This is a genomic window from Phyllobacterium chamaecytisi (assembly GCF_020164455.1).
GTDB classification, from domain to species: domain Bacteria; phylum Pseudomonadota; class Alphaproteobacteria; order Rhizobiales; family Rhizobiaceae; genus Phyllobacterium; species Phyllobacterium chamaecytisi.
In genome coordinates this window covers 1-16,990 of record NZ_JAIQWW010000017.1, presented here as the reverse complement: position 1 = coordinate 16,990, position 16,990 = coordinate 1, and the positions used below count along the sequence as shown (strand labels likewise).

Below are 16,990 nucleotides of genomic sequence, written 5' to 3'. Positions count from 1 at the left end.
TAAGAATAAAACGACGGTATCTCGAGACAATGAGGACATGCAAAAAGGCCAGTTCAGGATATTTCCATGCGAAGTTGCCGGTATCGAGGTGGTCGAAGCTGCCACGAACCATGCCTTTCCACGCCATTCGCATGAGCAATATGGAATCGGCGTTATTCATCAAGGCGCGCAGAAATCCTATAGCGGCCGTGGCCAAGTGGAGGCAGGTCCCGGCGACATCATCACCGTCAACCCAGGCGAGGTGCATGACGGCATGCCGATCGGCGATGCCGGACGTTCATGGCGCATGCTCTATTTCGATCCGGCGGTCATCAGCGAAGCCATTGACGACATGAATGAAGGCGCCATCAAGACCCGCGAGTTCATCCGGCCCGTGATGAGCGACGCAAATGTCGCGAATGTTTTCCAGCGCCTCTTCTCAATCATGACAACCGCCAATTCGCCTGAACTCCAGCGCGAAGAGCTCTTGCTGCAACTGCTCCCCACGATTATCCGCGAACGCAATGAACAAGACGGTTCAATCCGGGCATTTGCAGCCATTCACCGCGCAAGGAATCTCATCGATGACGAGCCGACTATTCCTGTAACGCTTGCCGATCTTGCGCGAACAAGCGGATTGAGCCGGTTTCAGGTTCTGCGCGGTTTTGTCAACGCAACTGGCTTCACACCGCATGCCTATCTCATGCAACGCCGGATCGACTTAGCCCGCCGTCTCATTGCGAATGGATCGCCTTTGGCCGATGCAGCTGCCACGAGCGGTTTCGCTGATCAGAGCCACATGACCCGCTTGTTCGTGCGCAAATATGGACTCTCTCCCGGCGCCTACGCTGCCGCTTTTGCCTGATTTTCCGCTTCAGCTGCAATCCTGTTCAAGACGAGCACCTCCCGATCGGCTTCAGTTCATTCTCTGAGCATGCAGAAGGAGAATAGTTGTGGGCTTCGAATTCCTCATCACTTCGTTGATCATCGTCATCTCGCCCGGTACGGGTGTCGTCTACACCCTGGCGACAGGCCTTTCGCGCGGTGCCCGGGCCAGTGTAGCGGCGGCTTTTGGCTGTACCATCGGCATCATTCCGCACATGGCGGCAGCTATCGGAGGGCTGGCTGCGATCCTCCACACCAGTGCCCTCGCCTTCCACACTTTCAAATATGCCGGGGTTGTCTATCTGCTCTATATGGCCTGGAACGCTTTGCGCGAAAAGGGCTCACTGAATGTCGACAGCGAAGCTGGAGAAAAGTCGCTGATGCAGGTGACGATCACCGCGATCCTGATCAATATCCTCAACCCGAAACTGTCGATTTTCTTCCTGGCATTCCTGCCGCAATTCGTCAGCGCCACGGAGCCGCATCCGCTCCGGCGCATGCTTGTCTTAAGCGCCGCATTCATGCTGATGACCTTCGTCGTGTTCGTCGGATATGGCCTTTTCGCCGCCTCGGTCCGCGATCAGGTCATCTCGCGCCCACGCATCCTGACATGGATGCGCCGCAGTTTCGCCGGAGCGTTTGTTGCGCTGGGTGTAAAACTGGCACTAGCGGATCGGTAATGGCCAGTTCGTAAATCCTGAACAGGCTATTAGTCTAAGGACCAATATTTCCATCTCGAGTTCTGGACTACCTTAAGCAAACCGCAGCGGGGTTCAGGCATGGCAATATTGACCTTGGTTCCATATATGATACCATATATGGGATGATCAAGGTCAGTAAAACCCTTGAACGGATGCGCAATAATCCACGAGATTGGTCTATCAATGATCTTAAGACGTTGGCCAAAAGCAGAGGCATCGATTGGCGGCAGCCCGGAACCAGCCACGTGACGTTCAGCTATCCTGGTCTGATGCCGTTGACATTGCCCTCACATAAACCGGTCAAATCAATCTACGTTTTGCGCTTCTTGGATTTGCTGGATCGTGTTGAGGAAGAAAATGGCAACTAAGCACGAAACATTACCGCGTTTTGAAATAAGGCCCCTGACTGAAGAGGAAGGTAGTGGTTATCTTGTAGAATTTCCCGACTACCCCGGATGCATTGCCGACGGCGAAACGCCAGAAGCGGCTCTCAAAGAAGGTCGGGATGCTCTCAAATCTTATGTTGAGACATTGAAAGAACTGGGCCGAGCAGTGCCCGAGGTCGGCGAAGTGTACGGCGGCCAGTGGCGGCAGCGCGTACCGAAATCGCTGCACGCGGCCCTCGCTCGCCGCGCTGACCGCGAAGGCGTTTCACTCAATATGCTGGCGACGGCACTGCTCGCCGAAGGGCTCGGCCGAAAAGCAACGTCCGACTAGCGCCGCTTGCGACACACCAAGACAAACAGAAAAAGGGAGCGTGAGCCCCCTTCTCAATTCTCAATTCTAAACCGAAGCGTTGCTTACGCTGCTTCGGCTTCGTTTTCGCGCTCGGCTTCAACGCGGGCCAAATCCTTGGAACCCTTGGCGTTGACATCGCGATCAACGAATTCGACAACTGCGAGCGGTGCATTGTCACCGGCGCGGAAGCCTGCCTTCATGATGCGGATGTAGCCGCCATTGCGCTGGCCATAGCGCGGAGCAAGCGTATCGAACAGCTTGGCTACGAGCTTGGCATCGCGGATGGCCGAAATGGCCTGACGACGAGCGTGCAGATCACCGCGCTTGCCGAGTGTGACAAGCTTTTCAACGATGGGACGAATTTCCTTGGCCTTGGGCAGCGTTGTCACGATCTGCTCATGCTCGATCAGTGATGCAGCCATATTGGCAAACATCGCCTTGCGATGGCTGGCAGTCCGGTTAAGCTTGCGGCCTGAATTACCGTGGCGCATGAGCCTTCTCCTTAGTTTCTCTTTTTCGGGCTCATGGCCCGGGCTTTAAATTCGGGCAGAGCCCGGGTTCTAGTATTGGTCTTCGTAACGCTTCGCGAGATCTTCGATGTTCTCTGGCGGCCATGAAGGAACTTCCATACCGAGATGGAGACCCATGGAAGCGAGAACTTCCTTGATTTCGTTCAGCGACTTGCGGCCGAAGTTCGGTGTGCGCAGCATTTCTGCTTCTGTCTTCTGAATGAGATCGCCAATGTAGACGATGTTATCATTCTTCAGGCAGTTTGCCGAGCGAACCGAAAGTTCGAGTTCATCGACCTTCTTGAGCAGTGCAGGATTGAACGCGAGTTCGGTAACCTGTTCCTGCTGAACTTCCTTCTGCGGCTCGTCGAAGTTGACGAAGATCGCCAGCTGGTCCTGGAGGATACGCGCTGCATAGGCAACGGCATCTTCACCGGAGATCGAACCATCGGTCTCGATCGAGAGGATCAGCTTGTCATAATCGAGAACCTGGCCCTCGCGGGTGTTCTCGATCTTGTAGGATACCTTGCGGACCGGCGAATAAAGGCTATCAACCGGGATCAAGCCGATCGGAGCGTCTTCTGCGCGGTTGCGGTCAGCCGGAACGTAGCCCTTGCCGGTGTTGACGGTGAATTCCATGCGGATTTCAGCGCCTTCATCGAGCGTGCAGATAACGTGATCCGGATTGAGGATCTCGATATCGCCAACAGTCTGGATATCGCCGGCCGTAACGACGCCCGGGCCTTCCTTGCGGACGACCATGCGCTTGGGCCCATCGCTTTCCATGTGGATAGCGATTTCCTTGATGTTGAGGACGATGTCCGTCACATCTTCACGCACGCCGGGGATCGACGAGAATTCATGCAGAACGCCGTCGATCTGTACCGCTGTCACGGCAGCGCCGCGCAGCGAGGACAGGAGCACACGGCGCAAGGCATTGCCGAGCGTCAAGCCATAGCCGCGTTCCAGCGGCTCAGCGACGACCGTTGCCTTGGTCTTCGAGCCGGAGGTCTGGAACTCGACCTTGTTCGGCTTGATCAATTCTTGCCAGTTCTTCTGGATCATCTATTTTTCCTTCATCCTTGCCTTTACCACCATCCAATCGTGGCATTGAGGCGTGGAAACCGCAGAGGAGCTGAAAGCCAGCTCTTGCGGCCTATGCTTGTCGCAATAAAATTATACGCGGCGACGCTTGCGCGGGCGGCAGCCATTGTGCGGGATCGGCGTCACATCGCGGATCGATGTAATCGTGAAACCGGCAGCCTGCAGTGCGCGCAGAGCCGATTCACGGCCGGAGCCCGGTCCGCAAACCTCGACTTCGAGCGAGCGCATGCCATGTTCCTGCGCCTTCTTGGCGCAATCTTCAGCAGCCATCTGGGCAGCGAAAGGCGTGGACTTGCGTGAGCCCTTGAAGCCCTGTGCACCGGCGGAAGACCAGGCAATCGCATTGCCCTGTGCATCCGTGATGGTGATCATCGTATTGTTGAATGTCGAATTGACGTGGGCAACGCCCGACGAAATATTCTTGCGCTCGCGACGGCGAACGCGCGTGGCTTCTTTGGCCATGGTAGTCCTTTCAGTTGATCTCGACGCCTCCGTATTTCCAGAGGCTACACCGTGGTTTCAGTTAAAGTGCGAAACCAGCACTTGTTCGCCCGAAAAGGCGAAACCGGCGCAGCGAACCGCGCCGGAAAATCTTACTTCTTCTTGCCGGCAATTGCCTTGGCAGGACCCTTACGGGTACGCGCATTGGTATGCGTACGCTGACCGCGAACTGGCAGCGAGCGGCGATGACGCAGACCGCGATAGCAGCCCAGATCCATCAGACGCTTGATGTTCATCGAAACTTCGCGGCGCAAATCACCTTCAACATGGTAATCGCGATCGATTGTTTCACGAATCTGCAAGACTTCCGCATCGGTCAACTGATTGACGCGACGCTCTGCAGGAATGCCGACTTTCTCGACGATTTCCTGCGCAAACTTTTGACCAATCCCGTGAATGTACTGAAGCGCGATAACCACGCGCTTGTTCGTCGGGATGTTGACGCCAGCAATACGAGCCACGCCTGTTCTCCTTGTTAACCGGCAGAGCTGGATGGCCAATGCGGCAGCCAGATGACGGGATGAAAATTATATTCGGGGACAAACACAAACGATCAGCCCCGAACCTCTTTTACCGGATCGGCGCCGACCGCTTTATATTCCCAAGCGAATTTGCGCCGTACTTGAAGGAATCGCTGTGAAAAGTCAACTCCTTCGATGAAATTATGTCAGACTTATAAATCCGACAGAATTTTTTCGATCGATGCCGTGACATCGTCCATGTCAGCCATGCCATCGACCTTCCTCAGCTTGCCCTTGGCATAGTAGTAGCCAATCAGCGGAGAGGTCTGCTTGTAGTACGCCTCGAGGCGCGTGCGCACCGTTTCGGCATTGTCGTCCGGACGGCGCTTGAATTCCGTCGAACCGCATTTGTCGCAAACACCTGCCACATGCGGCTTCTTGTTGGTGTCATGATATCCGGTGCCGCACTTCGCGCAGGAATAGCGGCCGGATATACGCTCGACGAGGACGTTGTCATCGACTTCGAGCTCGATGACGCAATCGAGTTCGAGACCCTTGTCGGCAAGCATTTGCTCGACGGCGTCTGCCTGGATCAACGTTCTCGGATAACCGTCGAGGATAAACCCGTTGATCGCATCCGGCTGATCGATGCGTTCTGAAACGATTGCATTGACGATCTCGTCGGAGACCAGCTTGCCGGCATCCATGACAGCCTTGGCACGCAAACCGACGTCGGTTCCGGCCTTCACTGCGTCACGCAGCATGTCCCCCGTGGAGAGCTGCGGTACACCAAATTTTTCTACCAAGCGCTGAGACTGAGTTCCCTTACCTGCCCCCGGTGGTCCGAGAAGTATTAATCTCATCTGTTGCGTTTCCCTCCCCGGAGCTTCGACTTCTTGATCAGCCCTTCATACTGGTGCGCAATCAGATGGCCCTGGATCTGTGCAACCGTATCGAGCGTGACGCTCACGACAATCAACAGCGATGTACCGCCGAGATAGAAAGGAACACCGGCCCACGAGATCAGGAACTCAGGCAGCATGCAGATGACGACGAGGTAGATTGCACCGAGAACTGTGACACGCGTTAGAACGTAGTCGATATACTCAGCCGTCCGTTCGCCAGGGCGAATGCCGGGGATGAAACCCGAATGCTTCTTCAACTGGTCGGCCGTGTCCTTCGGATTGAAGACAAGCGCCGTATAGAAGAAGGCGAAGAAAACGATCATCGCTGCATAGAGCGCCATATAGGCAGGCTGGCCATGGCCGAGCGACGACAGGATGGTCGTTGCCCAAGCTGGCATCTGATGGCTCTGCGCGAAGCCGGCAATGGTAGCTGGCAACAGCAACAGCGAGGAGGCGAAGATCGGCGGAATAACGCCGGCCGTGTTCAGCTTCAGCGGCAGATGCGAGGTATCGCCCTGGAACATGCGATTGCCGACCTGACGCTTCGGATACTGGATCAGCAGGCGTCGCTGCGCACGCTCGACAAAGACGATGATGCCGATGACGGCGACCGTCAGAACGATGATCGCCAGGATGATGCCGGTGGAGAGCGCACCTGTCCGTCCGAGTTCCAGAGTACCGGAAATGGCTTGCGGCAGGTTGGCGACGATGCCGGAGAAGATGATCAGCGAGATACCGTTACCAATGCCGCGTGCGGTAATCTGCTCGCCCAGCCACATCAGGAACATGGTGCCGCCGACAAGCGTGATCACCGTCGAGAACATAAAGAACGGTCCGGGATTGGTAACGATACCCTGACTGCCCTGCAGGCCCGCGGCAATCGCGTAAGCCTGAACCGTTGCCAGAAGCACGGTGCCATAGCGCGTATACTGATTGATGACCTTGCGGCCCTGCTCGCCATCCTTCTTCAGCTGTTCAAGCGCCGGAACGACCGACGTCATCAGCTGGACAATGATCGAAGCCGAAATGTAGGGCATGATGCCGAGTGCAAAGATCGCCATGCGCGCAACAGCGCCGCCGGCGAACATGTTGAACATGCCGAGAATGCCCTGCGACTGATGGTTGAAGGCCTGGGCGTAGGCGGCAAGGTTGATACCCGGTAGCGGGATATAGGTTCCGAGCCGGTAGACCAGCAATGCGCCAAGCGTAAACCAGATGCGCTTCTTGAGCTCATCGGCCTTCGAGAAAGCAGAGAAATTGAGATTTGACGCGAGCTGTTCAGCGGCTGAAGCCATTATAGTCTCCGGTCTGTGCCCGTTAGGGCGCCGTCCTGGCCCCGATATCGGGAATCAACGGTCCTACCCAGATATGTGCCCTTAAGAAAAGGTACAAGCGGCGATCACGAAGAACGCCGCTTGTATAGTCATTTTTTACTCGGCAGCTGCAGGAGCAGCTGGAAGCTTGACGGTACCGCCGGCCTTTTCGATCTTTTCGATCGCAGCCTTCGATGCACCGGCAACCTCGAAGGTCACAGCAGTCTTGATCTCGCCGTCGGACAAGAGACGCACGCCATCCTTGGCGCGGCGGATGATGCCGGCAGCCTTGAGGGTATCGAGCGTAACCGTTGCCTTCGCATCGAGCTTCTTGGCATCGATAGCAGCCTGGATACGGCCGACCGACACAACGTTGAAGTTCTTCGAGAAGATGTTCGTGAAACCGCGCTTCGGCAAGCGGCGGTAGAGTGGCATCTGTCCGCCTTCGAAACCGTTGATGGCAACGCCCGAACGCGACTTCTGTCCCTTCACACCGCGGCCGGCAGTCTTGCCGGAACCGGAACCGATACCACGACCAACACGCTTGCGTGCCTTGGTGGCGCCTGGATTTTCACTCAGATCATTGAGTTTCATTTGTCTAATCTCCGGTATCAAGCCTCGTCCACAACGCGGACGAGATGTTGAACCTTTGCAATCATGCCGCGAATTGAAGGCGTATCTTCAAGCGTACGGCGGCGATGCATCTTATTGAGGCCCAGGCCGATCAGCGTTGCGCGCTGCTCTGCCGGACGGCGGATAGGGCTGCCGATCTGTTCGACCGTAACCGTCTTACCCTTCTTCTTCTCAACCATGACTTTGTCCTTTAGTCTCTACAGTGAGCAGGAGCCAGTGGCCCTGCCCTGCTGCGCCAATTATGGCCTATTCTTCCGAACCGACCACATCGCGGCGGCGAGCCTGCAGTGTCGAATACTTGATACCGCGCTGGGCAGCGATGTCCTTCGGGTGCATCTGGTGCTTCAAGGCATCGAATGTCGCGCGAACCATGTTGTATGGGTTCGACGAACCGAGCGACTTGGCAACAACGTCCTGTACGCCGAGCGTCTCGAAGACGGCGCGCATTGGACCACCGGCGATGATACCTGTACCAGCTGTGGCTGCACGAAGCAGAACCTTGCCGGCGCCATGACGGCCTTCAACATCGTGATGAAGGGTACGGCCCGAACGCAGCGGCACGAAAATCATTTCGCGCTTGGCGGACTCAGTTGCCTTACGGATAGCTTCCGGCACTTCACGTGCCTTGCCATGTCCAAAACCAACGCGGCCCTTCTGATCGCCGACAACGACGAGAGCAGCAAAGCCAAAACGCCGGCCGCCCTTGACGACCTTGGCGACGCGGTTGATGTGTACGAGCTTGTCAACGAATTCGCTATCGCGCTCTTCGTTGCGGCCGCGATCTTCGCGGCTTCTCTTTTCCTGTGCCATGCTCCTAATTCCTTTTTCTTTTCCGGTAGCACGAATGATTTTACCGTGCCGTGCACCCACTTGGATCCACATAGGCCGCAGTAACGGTCCTTGTTGCGCAGAATTCCCGCAAACCGTCCGGTTCAGGGGGCTTATGCGCTATCGAAGTCCGGCTTGCAAGAGGCGAGCCCCTGCAGTTCCGGACTTCGAAACTTTTGCCTTAAAAGCTCGTCTTAGAAGCTAAGACCTGCTTCACGGGCAGCTTCAGCAAGTGCCTTGACACGGCCGTGGTAAATGTAGGCGCCACGATCGAAGACAACTTCCTTGATGCCGGCTTTAACAGCGCGCTCTGCAACGAGCTTGCCGATCAATGCCGCTGCGTCCGAATCTGCACCGGTCTTCAGCTGGCCCTTGAGGTCAGCTTCGAGAGTGGATGCGGATGCAATTGTATGACCACGCGCATCGTCGATGACCTGCGCATAGATATTCTTCGAAGAACGGTGGACGCTGAGCCGCGGACGGTCACCGGCAACCGCCTTGAGCTGGCGGCGAACACGCGAAGCGCGACGCTGAATGATTTCTTTCGGCGATGCCATGACACGAATTCCTTACTTCTTCTTACCTTCTTTACGAACGATCTTCTCGCCCGCATATTTCACGCCCTTGCCCTTGTAAGGCTCCGGGCTCCGATATTCGCGAATCTCGGCTGCGACCTGGCCAACCTGCTGCTTGTCGATACCGGTCACGACGATTTCCGTCGGCTTCGGTACGGCAACAGTGATGCCTTCCGGCACCTTGTAGACAACTTCATGGCTGAAGCCGAGCGACAGCTGCAGGTTCTTGCCCTGCATTGCCGCACGATAGCCGACGCCGCTGATTTCAAGACGCTTTTCGAAGCCGTCCTTAACACCTGTGAAGATGTTGACGACCATGGTGCGGCTCATGCCCCACTTCGAACGAGCAACCTTGGTGTTGTCACGCGGATTAACGCTGACAGCACCGTCTTCGAACTTGACTACAACATCGTCATTGGCGACGAAGCTGAGTTCACCCTTCGGGCCTTTGGCCTTGATGGTCTGGCCGTCTACGCTGGCTGTTACGCCTTGCGGGACTGCCACTGGTTTTTTACCGATACGAGACATTTTTCAAACCTTTTCAAGCCGGTGCTTAGAATATACGGCAGAGCAGTTCGCCGCCGACATTCTGTTCACGTGCCTCGTGGTCTGCCATGACGCCCTTCGGCGTCGACAGGATCGAAATACCAAGTCCGTTCGCAACCTGCGGGATCGACTTGACCGAAACGTAAACGCGACGGCCAGGCTTCGAAATACGGGTGATCTCGCGGATCACCGGCACGTTCTCAAAATACTTCAGTTCGATTTCGATCTCGGACTTGCCGTTGTCGAAATCAACCTGGCTGTATCCGCGGATATAACCTTCAGCCTGAAGAACATCCAGAACGCGGGCGCGCAGCTTGGAGGCTGGGGTCGAAACCTTGCCCTTCTTGCGCATGGTTGCGTTACGGATACGGGTCAGCATATCGCCGAGAGGATCTGTCATAGACATCTGTTTCTCCCTTACCAGCTCGACTTCACGATGCCAGGCACCTGGCCGAGCGAACCCAGCTGGCGCAATGCGATACGCGACATTTTGATCTTGCGGTAATAACCGCGCGGACGGCCCGAAACTTCGCAACGATTGCGAATACGAACCTTGGCGGAATTGCGTGGCAGCTCTGCCAGCTGGATGGTGGCGCGGAAGCGCTCATCCAGAGGAAGCGACTGATTCATCACGACAGCCTTCAGGCGCGAACGCTTTGCAGCGAAACGCTTTACCAGAAGACCGCGGCGCTTGTTCTTTTCGACTGCGCTCGTCTTTGCCATTTCAAATACCTCGCTACGCTTGCCGTTACTGGCGGAAAGGGAAGTTGAAGGCGCGCAGGAGAGCGCGTGCTTCATCATCCGTTTTTGCAGTCGTACAAACGATGATGTCCATGCCCCAGATCTGATCAACCTTGTCGTAGTTGATTTCCGGGAACACAATGTGCTCCTTGATGCCCATGGCAAAGTTGCCACGACCGTCAAAGCTCTTCGGGTTCAGACCGCGGAAATCTCGAACGCGCGGAAGCGCGATGTTGATCAGGCGATCAATGAATTCATACATGCGCTCTTTGCGAAGAGTGACCTTCGTTCCGATCGGCATATTCTCACGAACCTTGAAGGTTGCGATCGAATTGCGCGCACGGGTAATAACCGCCTTCTGGCCGGCAATCAATGCCAGATCTTCAGCTGCGACAGTTGGCTTCTTGGAGTCGGCAGTTGCCTCGCCCACACCCATGTTGAGAACAACTTTGGTGATGCGCGGGATCTGCATCTCGTTGTCGTATTTGAACTCCTCGAGAAGCGCCTTACGTACCACTTCCAGGTACTGCTTCTTCAGACGGGGTTCGATCTTTGCATCAGCCATCGATCAGATCTCCTGAACGCTTTGCTACACGTACCTTCTTGCCGTCCTCGAGGATCTTGAAGCCAACGCGGGTCGGCTTTCCATCCTTGTCGGCGATAGCAATGTTCGACAGATGGAGCGGCGCTTCTTTCGAAATGATGCCGGCTTCCTGGGTCTGTGTCTGCTTCTGGTGACGCTTTACAAGATTAACGCCGCGAACGAGCGCCTGCTCGTCCTTCGGCAAAACTTTGATTACTTCGCCGGTACGGCCCTTGTCCTTACCAGCTAGAACGACAACGCGGTCGCCTTTACGGATCTTCTGCATCGTCTGCTCCTTACAATACTTCTGGAGCCAGCGAGATGATCTTCATGTGGCTCTTTGCGCGAAGTTCGCGCGGAACCGGTCCGAAGATACGGGTGCCGATAGGCTCTTTCTTGTTGTCGATCAGGACAGCAGCGTTCTTGTCGAAACGAATAACGCTACCATCTGCGCGACGGATGTCCTTGGCGGTACGAACAACCACCGCCTTCATCACGTCACCCTTTTTCACGCGGCCGCGCGGAATTGCTTCCTTGATCGAAACGACAATAATGTCGCCGACCGAAGCATATTTCCGCTTCGAACCGCCCAGCACCTTGATGCACATGACACGACGTGCGCCGGAATTATCCGCGACGTCGAGGTTTGTTTGCATCTGAATCATGACTAGCCGCCTTCTTCTTGTTCAACCGGACTGGGCTTTCCTTGCCCCTCGCGATTGCTGCGTCTTACATACAGATAGTTATTTAACTCGCCGGGGCGTCTGTTACGACAACCCAACGCTTGTCTTTCGAAATTGGCTTGGATTCCTCGATGGAAACCGCGTCGCCAACCTTGAACTGGTTGCTCTCATCGTGCGCCTTGTACTTCTTGGACTGGCGCACAGTCTTCTGGAGGAGCGGGTGCGAATAGCGCCGCTCGACCTTGACCACAACGGTCTTGTCGTTTTTGTCGCTCACGACAACGCCCTGCAGAATGCGTTTAGGCATGGTTTTCTTCCTTAAGCCTTGCTCTCGACCGCTTTTTGGCGGGCGACAGTCTTGATGCGCGCAATATCACGGCGGATCTGCCGGACGCGAGCGGTTTTTTCCAACTGGCCGGTTGCCTTCTGGAAGCGCAGGTTGAACTGCTCTTTCTTCAGGGAACCCAACTCTTCATTCAACTGATCGAGGCTCAAGGCCCGAACTTCTGCGGATTTCATGACATCCACCCCTTATTCTGCGATGCGCTGAATAAAGCGCGTCTTGACCGAAAGCTTGGCCGCTCCGAGACGGAGGGCTTCACGAGCAGTTTCTTCCGAAACGCCGTCGAGCTCGAACATGACACGGCCTGGTGCGACACGGGATGCCCAATAGTCAACCGAACCCTTACCTTTACCCATGCGGACTTCAGTAGGCTTCGAGGTGACCGGCACATCCGGGAAAATCCGGATCCACACACGACCGGCACGTTTCATGTGACGGGTAATTGCACGGCGAGCGGCTTCGATCTCACGCGCGGTTACGCGGTTCGGCTCGAGGGCCTTCAGGCCGAAAGCACCAAAATTAAGGTCCGTGCCGCCTTTCGATACGCCGTGGATACGGCCTTTGAACTGCTTGCGGAACTTTGTGCGCTTAGGCTGCAGCATTGTTCTCTACTCCAAAATTCTCGTTTCCGAAAGACGCTATTTAAGCGTTTTCGCGGCGACGGCCCGAACCCTGATGGCTGGCATCACCTTCAACAGCGCGGCGTTCGGAAGCCATTGGATCATGCTCAAGGATTTCGCCCTTGAAGACCCAGACCTTGACGCCGCAAATGCCGTAGGCAGTGTGTGCTTCAGCAGTTCCGTAATCGATATCGGCACGAAGGGTATGCAAAGGCACGCGGCCTTCACGGTACCATTCCATACGCGCAATTTCCGCGCCGCCGAGACGGCCCGAGCAATTGATACGAATGCCTTCTGCACCAAGACGCATTGCCGACTGAACGGCACGCTTCATGGCACGGCGGAAAGCAACACGACGTTCCAGCTGCTGCGCGATCGACTGCGCAACGAGAACTGCGTCTGTTTCCGGCTTGCGGACTTCAACGATATTGAGCGTTGTGTCGCCATTTGTCATTTCTGACAGCTTGCGGCGCAACTTCTCGATATCGGCGCCCTTCTTGCCGATGATCAGACCCGGACGTGCAGCATGGATCGTGACGCGGCACTTCTTGTGCGGACGCTCGATCACCACCTTGGAGATGGCTGCCTGCTTCAGTTCGTCCATCAGATACTTGCGGATCTTCAGGTCTTCATGCAGCAGCTTGCCGTATTCACCGGTATTCGCGTACCAACGCGAGTCCCAGGTGCGGTTGATGCCGAGGCGGAAGCCAATCGGATTAATCTTCTGGCCCATTATGCGGCCTCCCCTTTTTCCTCAGCTTCGCGAACGACGATCGTCAGATGCGAGAATGGCTTCTCGATCCGGCTTGCACGACCGCGACCACGAACATGGAAGCGCTTCATCACGACTGACTTGCCTACATAGGCTTCAGCAACAACCAGCGTATCAACATCCAGGTCGTGGTTGTTTTCTGCGTTGGCGATAGCCGATTCGAGAGTCTTTTTCACCGTGCCTGCAATGCGCTTGCGCGAAAATTCCAGGTCGGCAAGAGCGGCGTTTACCTTCTTGCCACGAATAAGAGCAGCCACCAGATTAAGCTTCTGAGGGCTGATGCGGAGCGTGCGGGCAACGGCTTTCGCCTCGTTGTCCTTAAGCTGGCGCGGAGCCTTAGCCTTGCCCATCGTTATTTCCTCTTCGCTTTCTTGTCCGCGCCGTGCCCGTAATAGGTACGCGTCGGAGCGAATTCACCAAACTTGTGTCCGATCATCTCTTCGTTGACCGAAACCGGAACATGCTTGTTACCGTTGTACACGCCGAAGGTCAGACCGACGAACTGCGGCAGGATCGTGGAGCGACGGCTCCAGATCTTGATAACTTCACTGCGACCGCCCTCACGTACCTTCTCAGCCTTCTTGAGAAGATAGCCATCGATGAACGGGCCTTTCCAAACTGAACGAGCCATTTCAGACTACCTCTCTTACTTCTTGCGCTGATGACGCGAACGAGCGATGAACTTGTCCGTCGACTTATTGGAGCGCGTCTTCTTGCCCTTCGTGGGTTTGCCCCACGGAGTAACCGGATGACGTCCGCCTGACGTACGGCCTTCACCACCACCGTGGGGGTGATCGACCGGGTTCATGGTAACACCACGATTGTGCGGCATCCGGCCAAGCCAACGGCTGCGACCTGCCTTACCAAGGTTGATGTTGCCATGGTCAGGGTTCGAAACTGCACCGACCGTGGCAAAGCACGAACCGTGGACGAGGCGCTGTTCACCTGAGTTCAGGCGAAGGATTGCCATGCCCTGGTCGCGGCCGACGAGCTGCGCATAGGTACCGGCGGAGCGAGCGATCTGACCGCCCTTGCCCGGCTTCATCTCCACATTGTGGATGATGGTGCCGACCGGCATTGCCTGCAGAGGCATCGCATTGCCCGGCTTCACGTCGGTCTGCGCGCCAGCGATAACGCTGTCGCCAACTGCCAGACGCTGCGGCGCCAGGATGTAGCTCAACTCACCGTCTTCGTAGCGGATAAGCGCGATGAATGCGGTCCGGTTCGGATCGTATTCAAGCCGCTCGACCTTGGCAGCCACGTCATGCTTGCGGCGCTTGAAATCAACGAAGCGGTATGTGCGCTTGTGCCCGCCACCCTGGAAACGCACGGTAATGCGACCGGTGTTGTTACGACCACCCTTCGACGACAGACCTTCGGTCAAGGCCTTGACAGGCTTGCCCTTGTAAAGCTCCGAACGGTCCACGATGACCAGCTGACGCTGGCTTGGTGTGGTTGGATTATAATGTTTGAGTGCCATTGTCTTTACTCCACGGCCCCTCAGAGACCAGTCGAAACATCGATCGACTGCCCTTCGGCAAGCGTCACGACTGCTTTCTTGACATCACTCTGGCGCCCGACGATGCCGCGGAACCGCTTCACCTTGCCTTTGCGCACAGCTGTATTGACTGCAGTAACCTTCACGCGAAACAGCGCTTCGACTGCGGCCTTGATTTCCGGCTTCGTTGCCTTCTTGGCTACGTTGAAGACGACCTGGTTATGTTCGGAAACCAGGGTCGACTTCTCGGTGATGACCGGGCTGACGATCACGTCGTAGTGGCGAAGATCAGTCATTTGAAACGCTCCTCGAGTGCTTCAACTGCTGCCTTGGAAAGCACGAGCTTGCCGCGACGCAGGATGTCGTAAACATTGATGCCCTGAATTGGCAGAACATCGATGTTCGGGATGTTCGAAGCGGCACGGCGGAAATTCGCATCGATCTCGGCACCGCCGATGAGAAGCGCATTTTCGAGGCCAAGCTTGGCGAACTGCGAAACAAGTACCTTGGTCTTGGCTTCAGCCGACAGAAGATCATCGATGATGATCAGGTCGGAAGCCTTTACCTTGGCGGACAGGGCATGACGAAGTGCAAGTGCGCGCACCTTCTTCGGCAGGTCATGATCGTGGCTGTGAACAACCGGACCGTGAGCCTTGCCACCGCCGCGGAACTGCGGAGCACGTGCCGAATGGTGACGGGCGCGGCCCGTACCCTTCTGCTTGTACATCTTGGCGCCGGTCCGTGCGATTTCCGAACGGCCCTTTGCCTTGTGCGTGCCCTGCTGCTTGCGAGCAAGCTGGTAACGGACCATGCGCTGAAGGATATCGTCGCGCGGCTCAAGACCGAAAATCTCCTCGGAGAGTTTCACCTTGCCGGCTTCTTTGCCTTCAAGTGTTGTGATCGAAAGGTCCATTATTCGGCTCCCTCGGTTGCCTGTGCGACTTCTGCATCAGACACGGCTGCTTCAATGTTTGCGGCCTCGTCGACTGCAAGCGCCCGGAGACCAGCTGGCTTGGGAGCATTGTCCGGCAGCGCTTCCTTGACGGCATCGCGTACCAGTATCCATGCACCCTTCGAACCAGGAACAGCACCACGAACCAGAATAAGGCCACGATCGAGGTCCGTCGAAACGACTTCGATGTTCTGTGTGGTGATACGGGTCGAACCCATATGACCGGCCATCTTCTTGCCCTTGAACACCTTGCCCGGATCCTGACGCTGACCGGTAGAACCGTGAGCGCGGTGGGTGACCGAGTTACCGTGCGTCGCGCGGTGACCGCCGAAGTTATGGCGCTTCATGGAACCGGCAAAACCCTTACCGATAGAAGTACCAGTCACATCGACCTTCTGGCCGGCAACGTAATGTTCGGCTGTGATCTCAACGCCGACATCAAGAAGATTGTCGACAGAGACGCGGAATTCCGCGACTTTAGCCTTTGGCTCGACTGAAGCCGTCGCGAAGTGACCGCGCAAGCTCTTTGTCGTATTCTTTACCTTGGCCAGACCTACACCGAGCTGAACGGCAGTGTAGCCATTCTTCTCGACTGTACGCTGAGCCACAACCTGACAATTCTCCATCCGGAGTACTGTCACCGGCACATGCTCACCTGCGTCGTTGTAGACGCGAGTCATGCCCAGCTTCTGTGCAATTACACCTGAACGCATCGGTTCGTCCTTCCGTCCTCAAGCCTTACAGCTTGATCTCGACATCAACACCAGCGGAAAGATCGAGCTTCATCAGCGCGTCAACAGTCTGCGGGGTTGGGTCTACGATATCGAGAAGACGCTTATGAGTGCGCATCTCGAACTGTTCGCGGCTTTTCTTGTCGATATGCGGCGAGCGGTTAACCGTGAACTTCTCGATCCGCGTAGGAAGCGGGATCGGTCCGCGCACATTGGCACCGGTACGCTTGGCAGTCGACACGATCTCCCGCGTCGAATCGTCAAGGATCCGATGATCAAACGCCTTGAGGCGAATGCGGATGTTTTGACCGTTCATTTCATCTTTTCCTTGTTTAGCGGCGACGCCTTGTAACAGGCGCCGTCCGCATAAAACCTTAAATTACTCAATG

31 protein-coding genes are annotated in these 16,990 nt (G+C 56.1%); 4 read left to right on the top strand and 27 right to left on the bottom strand.

Going from position 1 to position 16,990, the window contains the following annotated elements; genetic code table 11:
- Positions 1–37: 37 nt before the first annotated feature.
- From LB462_RS22505 to LB462_RS22490, 4 genes are all read left to right on the top strand, one after another.
- Positions 38–844, top strand: coding sequence for an AraC family transcriptional regulator (locus LB462_RS22505; RefSeq protein ID WP_224512658.1), 807 nt, complete (start codon positions 38–40; stop codon positions 842–844).
- Positions 845–932: 88 nt separating this feature from the next.
- On the top strand, positions 933–1,544 hold the full coding sequence (locus tag LB462_RS22500; RefSeq protein WP_224512656.1) for a LysE family translocator: 612 nt from the start codon (positions 933–935) through the stop codon (positions 1,542–1,544).
- Between the two features lie 143 nt (positions 1,545–1,687).
- The gene (locus LB462_RS22495) at positions 1,688–1,933 is read left to right on the top strand and encodes a hypothetical protein (protein WP_224512654.1); all 246 of its coding nucleotides are present in this window, start codon (positions 1,688–1,690) and stop codon (positions 1,931–1,933) included.
- Positions 1,923–2,282, top strand: a complete 360-nt coding sequence (locus LB462_RS22490) for a type II toxin-antitoxin system HicB family antitoxin (protein WP_224512652.1) — start codon at positions 1,923–1,925, stop codon at positions 2,280–2,282. Before LB462_RS22495 ends, LB462_RS22490 begins: the two co-directional genes overlap by 11 nt.
- 83 nt (positions 2,283–2,365) lie before the next feature.
- On the opposite strand, the gene rplQ is transcribed toward LB462_RS22490, so the two are convergent.
- From rplQ to rpsJ, 27 genes are all read right to left on the bottom strand, one after another.
- Positions 2,366–2,794: a 50S ribosomal protein L17 gene (gene rplQ / locus LB462_RS22485; RefSeq protein WP_114429386.1), complete on the bottom strand. Its 429-nt coding sequence runs from the start codon at positions 2,792–2,794 to the stop codon at positions 2,366–2,368.
- 69 nt (positions 2,795–2,863) lie between these two features.
- Entirely contained in the window at positions 2,864–3,877 is a 1,014-nt protein-coding gene (locus LB462_RS22480; protein WP_106716793.1) for a DNA-directed RNA polymerase subunit alpha, read from the bottom strand.
- A 111-nt stretch (positions 3,878–3,988) separates the two neighbouring features.
- Positions 3,989–4,378: a 30S ribosomal protein S11 gene (rpsK, locus tag LB462_RS22475; protein ID WP_008124952.1), complete on the bottom strand. Its 390-nt coding sequence runs from the start codon at positions 4,376–4,378 to the stop codon at positions 3,989–3,991.
- Positions 4,379–4,509: 131 nt separating this feature from the next.
- Positions 4,510–4,878, bottom strand: coding sequence for a 30S ribosomal protein S13 (gene rpsM, locus LB462_RS22470; RefSeq protein ID WP_008124949.1), 369 nt, complete (start codon positions 4,876–4,878; stop codon positions 4,510–4,512).
- Positions 4,879–5,090: 212 nt separating this feature from the next.
- A complete protein-coding gene (locus LB462_RS22465) occupies positions 5,091–5,741 on the bottom strand; it encodes an adenylate kinase (protein WP_224512650.1) in 651 nt (216 codons plus the stop codon).
- Positions 5,738–7,078: a preprotein translocase subunit SecY gene (gene secY / locus LB462_RS22460; protein WP_112551421.1), complete on the bottom strand. Its 1,341-nt coding sequence runs from the start codon at positions 7,076–7,078 to the stop codon at positions 5,738–5,740. The genes LB462_RS22465 and secY overlap by 4 nt, the downstream gene beginning before the upstream one ends.
- 135 nt (positions 7,079–7,213) lie before the next feature.
- Complete coding sequence (gene rplO / locus LB462_RS22455; protein WP_224512648.1) at positions 7,214–7,690, bottom strand: 50S ribosomal protein L15; 477 nt, start codon at positions 7,688–7,690, stop codon at positions 7,214–7,216.
- 17 nt (positions 7,691–7,707) lie between these two features.
- On the bottom strand, positions 7,708–7,908 hold the full coding sequence (gene rpmD, locus LB462_RS22450) for a 50S ribosomal protein L30 (protein ID WP_106663217.1): 201 nt from the start codon (positions 7,906–7,908) through the stop codon (positions 7,708–7,710).
- Between the two features lie 67 nt (positions 7,909–7,975).
- Positions 7,976–8,539: a 30S ribosomal protein S5 gene (rpsE, locus tag LB462_RS22445; RefSeq protein ID WP_091922984.1), complete on the bottom strand. Its 564-nt coding sequence runs from the start codon at positions 8,537–8,539 to the stop codon at positions 7,976–7,978.
- A gap of 212 nt (positions 8,540–8,751) precedes the next feature.
- Positions 8,752–9,114: a 50S ribosomal protein L18 gene (rplR, locus tag LB462_RS22440; RefSeq protein ID WP_106716799.1), complete on the bottom strand. Its 363-nt coding sequence runs from the start codon at positions 9,112–9,114 to the stop codon at positions 8,752–8,754.
- Between the two features lie 12 nt (positions 9,115–9,126).
- On the bottom strand, positions 9,127–9,660 hold the full coding sequence (gene rplF / locus LB462_RS22435) for a 50S ribosomal protein L6 (protein ID WP_112526911.1): 534 nt from the start codon (positions 9,658–9,660) through the stop codon (positions 9,127–9,129).
- A gap of 25 nt (positions 9,661–9,685) precedes the next feature.
- The gene (gene rpsH, locus LB462_RS22430) at positions 9,686–10,084 is read right to left on the bottom strand and encodes a 30S ribosomal protein S8 (protein ID WP_106716801.1); all 399 of its coding nucleotides are present in this window, start codon (positions 10,082–10,084) and stop codon (positions 9,686–9,688) included.
- Positions 10,085–10,095: 11 nt separating this feature from the next.
- Entirely contained in the window at positions 10,096–10,401 is a 306-nt protein-coding gene (gene rpsN / locus LB462_RS22425; protein WP_106716802.1) for a 30S ribosomal protein S14, read from the bottom strand.
- 25 nt (positions 10,402–10,426) lie between these two features.
- Positions 10,427–10,984, bottom strand: a complete 558-nt coding sequence (rplE, locus tag LB462_RS22420) for a 50S ribosomal protein L5 (protein WP_112526909.1) — start codon at positions 10,982–10,984, stop codon at positions 10,427–10,429.
- Positions 10,977–11,288: a 50S ribosomal protein L24 gene (rplX, locus tag LB462_RS22415; RefSeq protein WP_106716804.1), complete on the bottom strand. Its 312-nt coding sequence runs from the start codon at positions 11,286–11,288 to the stop codon at positions 10,977–10,979. Before rplX ends, rplE begins: the two co-directional genes overlap by 8 nt.
- Positions 11,289–11,298: 10 nt before the next feature.
- Positions 11,299–11,667, bottom strand: a complete 369-nt coding sequence (rplN, locus tag LB462_RS22410; protein ID WP_008124924.1) for a 50S ribosomal protein L14 — start codon at positions 11,665–11,667, stop codon at positions 11,299–11,301.
- Positions 11,668–11,749: 82 nt separating this feature from the next.
- The gene (rpsQ, locus tag LB462_RS22405; RefSeq protein WP_224512646.1) at positions 11,750–11,992 is read right to left on the bottom strand and encodes a 30S ribosomal protein S17; all 243 of its coding nucleotides are present in this window, start codon (positions 11,990–11,992) and stop codon (positions 11,750–11,752) included.
- Between the two features lie 11 nt (positions 11,993–12,003).
- A complete protein-coding gene (gene rpmC / locus LB462_RS22400) occupies positions 12,004–12,204 on the bottom strand; it encodes a 50S ribosomal protein L29 (protein ID WP_008124920.1) in 201 nt (66 codons plus the stop codon).
- A 12-nt stretch (positions 12,205–12,216) separates the two neighbouring features.
- On the bottom strand, positions 12,217–12,630 hold the full coding sequence (rplP, locus tag LB462_RS22395) for a 50S ribosomal protein L16 (RefSeq protein WP_224512644.1): 414 nt from the start codon (positions 12,628–12,630) through the stop codon (positions 12,217–12,219).
- 40 nt (positions 12,631–12,670) lie between these two features.
- Complete coding sequence (gene rpsC / locus LB462_RS22390; RefSeq protein ID WP_112526905.1) at positions 12,671–13,381, bottom strand: 30S ribosomal protein S3; 711 nt, start codon at positions 13,379–13,381, stop codon at positions 12,671–12,673.
- Positions 13,381–13,770, bottom strand: coding sequence for a 50S ribosomal protein L22 (gene rplV, locus LB462_RS22385; protein ID WP_112526903.1), 390 nt, complete (start codon positions 13,768–13,770; stop codon positions 13,381–13,383). Before rplV ends, rpsC begins: the two co-directional genes overlap by 1 nt.
- A 2-nt stretch (positions 13,771–13,772) precedes the next feature.
- Positions 13,773–14,051 carry a 30S ribosomal protein S19 gene (rpsS, locus tag LB462_RS22380; protein ID WP_008124912.1) on the bottom strand — a complete coding sequence of 93 codons (279 nt, stop codon included), beginning with the start codon at positions 14,049–14,051 and terminating at the stop codon, positions 13,773–13,775.
- A 15-nt stretch (positions 14,052–14,066) separates the two neighbouring features.
- Positions 14,067–14,900, bottom strand: a complete 834-nt coding sequence (gene rplB / locus LB462_RS22375) for a 50S ribosomal protein L2 (RefSeq protein WP_112526901.1) — start codon at positions 14,898–14,900, stop codon at positions 14,067–14,069.
- Positions 14,901–14,920: 20 nt separating this feature from the next.
- Positions 14,921–15,214 carry a 50S ribosomal protein L23 gene (locus LB462_RS22370; protein WP_106716810.1) on the bottom strand — a complete coding sequence of 98 codons (294 nt, stop codon included), beginning with the start codon at positions 15,212–15,214 and terminating at the stop codon, positions 14,921–14,923.
- Positions 15,211–15,831 (bottom strand): 50S ribosomal protein L4, encoded by a 621-nt coding sequence (gene rplD, locus LB462_RS22365; protein ID WP_106716811.1) that lies wholly within the window; start codon positions 15,829–15,831, stop codon positions 15,211–15,213. The genes LB462_RS22370 and rplD overlap by 4 nt, the downstream gene beginning before the upstream one ends.
- Positions 15,831–16,583, bottom strand: coding sequence for a 50S ribosomal protein L3 (gene rplC / locus LB462_RS22360; RefSeq protein WP_114429382.1), 753 nt, complete (start codon positions 16,581–16,583; stop codon positions 15,831–15,833). The genes rplD and rplC overlap by 1 nt, the downstream gene beginning before the upstream one ends.
- A 25-nt stretch (positions 16,584–16,608) precedes the next feature.
- Complete coding sequence (rpsJ, locus tag LB462_RS22355; protein WP_008124902.1) at positions 16,609–16,917, bottom strand: 30S ribosomal protein S10; 309 nt, start codon at positions 16,915–16,917, stop codon at positions 16,609–16,611.
- Between the last annotated feature and the right edge of the window lie 73 nt (positions 16,918–16,990).

What these genes read in the sequence shown, in the direction of transcription:
- LB462_RS22505 (WP_224512658.1), top strand. Translation starts at nt 38, where the DNA reads ATGCAAAAAGGCCAGTTCAGGATATTTCCATGCGAAGTTGCCGGTATC.
- LB462_RS22495 (WP_224512654.1), top strand. Translation starts at nt 1,688, where the DNA reads ATGATCAAGGTCAGTAAAACCCTTGAACGGATGCGCAATAATCCACGA.
- LB462_RS22490 (WP_224512652.1), top strand. Translation starts at nt 1,923, where the DNA reads ATGGCAACTAAGCACGAAACATTACCGCGTTTTGAAATAAGGCCCCTG.
- rplQ (WP_114429386.1), bottom strand. Translation starts at nt 2,794, where the DNA reads ATGCGCCACGGTAATTCAGGCCGCAAGCTTAACCGGACTGCCAGCCAT.
- LB462_RS22480 (WP_106716793.1), bottom strand. Translation starts at nt 3,877, where the DNA reads ATGATCCAGAAGAACTGGCAAGAATTGATCAAGCCGAACAAGGTCGAG.
- rpsK (WP_008124952.1), bottom strand. Translation starts at nt 4,378, where the DNA reads ATGGCCAAAGAAGCCACGCGCGTTCGCCGTCGCGAGCGCAAGAATATT.
- LB462_RS22465 (WP_224512650.1), bottom strand. Translation starts at nt 5,741, where the DNA reads ATGAGATTAATACTTCTCGGACCACCGGGGGCAGGTAAGGGAACTCAG.
- secY (WP_112551421.1), bottom strand. Translation starts at nt 7,078, where the DNA reads ATGGCTTCAGCCGCTGAACAGCTCGCGTCAAATCTCAATTTCTCTGCT.
- rplO (WP_224512648.1), bottom strand. Translation starts at nt 7,690, where the DNA reads ATGAAACTCAATGATCTGAGTGAAAATCCAGGCGCCACCAAGGCACGC.
- rpmD (WP_106663217.1), bottom strand. Translation starts at nt 7,908, where the DNA reads ATGGTTGAGAAGAAGAAGGGTAAGACGGTTACGGTCGAACAGATCGGC.
- rpsE (WP_091922984.1), bottom strand. Translation starts at nt 8,539, where the DNA reads ATGGCACAGGAAAAGAGAAGCCGCGAAGATCGCGGCCGCAACGAAGAG.
- rplR (WP_106716799.1), bottom strand. Translation starts at nt 9,114, where the DNA reads ATGGCATCGCCGAAAGAAATCATTCAGCGTCGCGCTTCGCGTGTTCGC.
- rplF (WP_112526911.1), bottom strand. Translation starts at nt 9,660, where the DNA reads ATGTCTCGTATCGGTAAAAAACCAGTGGCAGTCCCGCAAGGCGTAACA.
- rpsH (WP_106716801.1), bottom strand. Translation starts at nt 10,084, where the DNA reads ATGTCTATGACAGATCCTCTCGGCGATATGCTGACCCGTATCCGTAAC.
- rpsN (WP_106716802.1), bottom strand. Translation starts at nt 10,401, where the DNA reads ATGGCAAAGACGAGCGCAGTCGAAAAGAACAAGCGCCGCGGTCTTCTG.
- rplE (WP_112526909.1), bottom strand. Translation starts at nt 10,984, where the DNA reads ATGGCTGATGCAAAGATCGAACCCCGTCTGAAGAAGCAGTACCTGGAA.
- rplX (WP_106716804.1), bottom strand. Translation starts at nt 11,288, where the DNA reads ATGCAGAAGATCCGTAAAGGCGACCGCGTTGTCGTTCTAGCTGGTAAG.
- rplN (WP_008124924.1), bottom strand. Translation starts at nt 11,667, where the DNA reads ATGATTCAGATGCAAACAAACCTCGACGTCGCGGATAATTCCGGCGCA.
- rpsQ (WP_224512646.1), bottom strand. Translation starts at nt 11,992, where the DNA reads ATGCCTAAACGCATTCTGCAGGGCGTTGTCGTGAGCGACAAAAACGAC.
- rpmC (WP_008124920.1), bottom strand. Translation starts at nt 12,204, where the DNA reads ATGAAATCCGCAGAAGTTCGGGCCTTGAGCCTCGATCAGTTGAATGAA.
- rplP (WP_224512644.1), bottom strand. Translation starts at nt 12,630, where the DNA reads ATGCTGCAGCCTAAGCGCACAAAGTTCCGCAAGCAGTTCAAAGGCCGT.
- rpsC (WP_112526905.1), bottom strand. Translation starts at nt 13,381, where the DNA reads ATGGGCCAGAAGATTAATCCGATTGGCTTCCGCCTCGGCATCAACCGC.
- rplV (WP_112526903.1), bottom strand. Translation starts at nt 13,770, where the DNA reads ATGGGCAAGGCTAAGGCTCCGCGCCAGCTTAAGGACAACGAGGCGAAA.
- rpsS (WP_008124912.1), bottom strand. Translation starts at nt 14,051, where the DNA reads ATGGCTCGTTCAGTTTGGAAAGGCCCGTTCATCGATGGCTATCTTCTC.
- rplB (WP_112526901.1), bottom strand. Translation starts at nt 14,900, where the DNA reads ATGGCACTCAAACATTATAATCCAACCACACCAAGCCAGCGTCAGCTG.
- LB462_RS22370 (WP_106716810.1), bottom strand. Translation starts at nt 15,214, where the DNA reads ATGACTGATCTTCGCCACTACGACGTGATCGTCAGCCCGGTCATCACC.
- rplD (WP_106716811.1), bottom strand. Translation starts at nt 15,831, where the DNA reads ATGGACCTTTCGATCACAACACTTGAAGGCAAAGAAGCCGGCAAGGTG.
- rplC (WP_114429382.1), bottom strand. Translation starts at nt 16,583, where the DNA reads ATGCGTTCAGGTGTAATTGCACAGAAGCTGGGCATGACTCGCGTCTAC.
- rpsJ (WP_008124902.1), bottom strand. Translation starts at nt 16,917, where the DNA reads ATGAACGGTCAAAACATCCGCATTCGCCTCAAGGCGTTTGATCATCGG.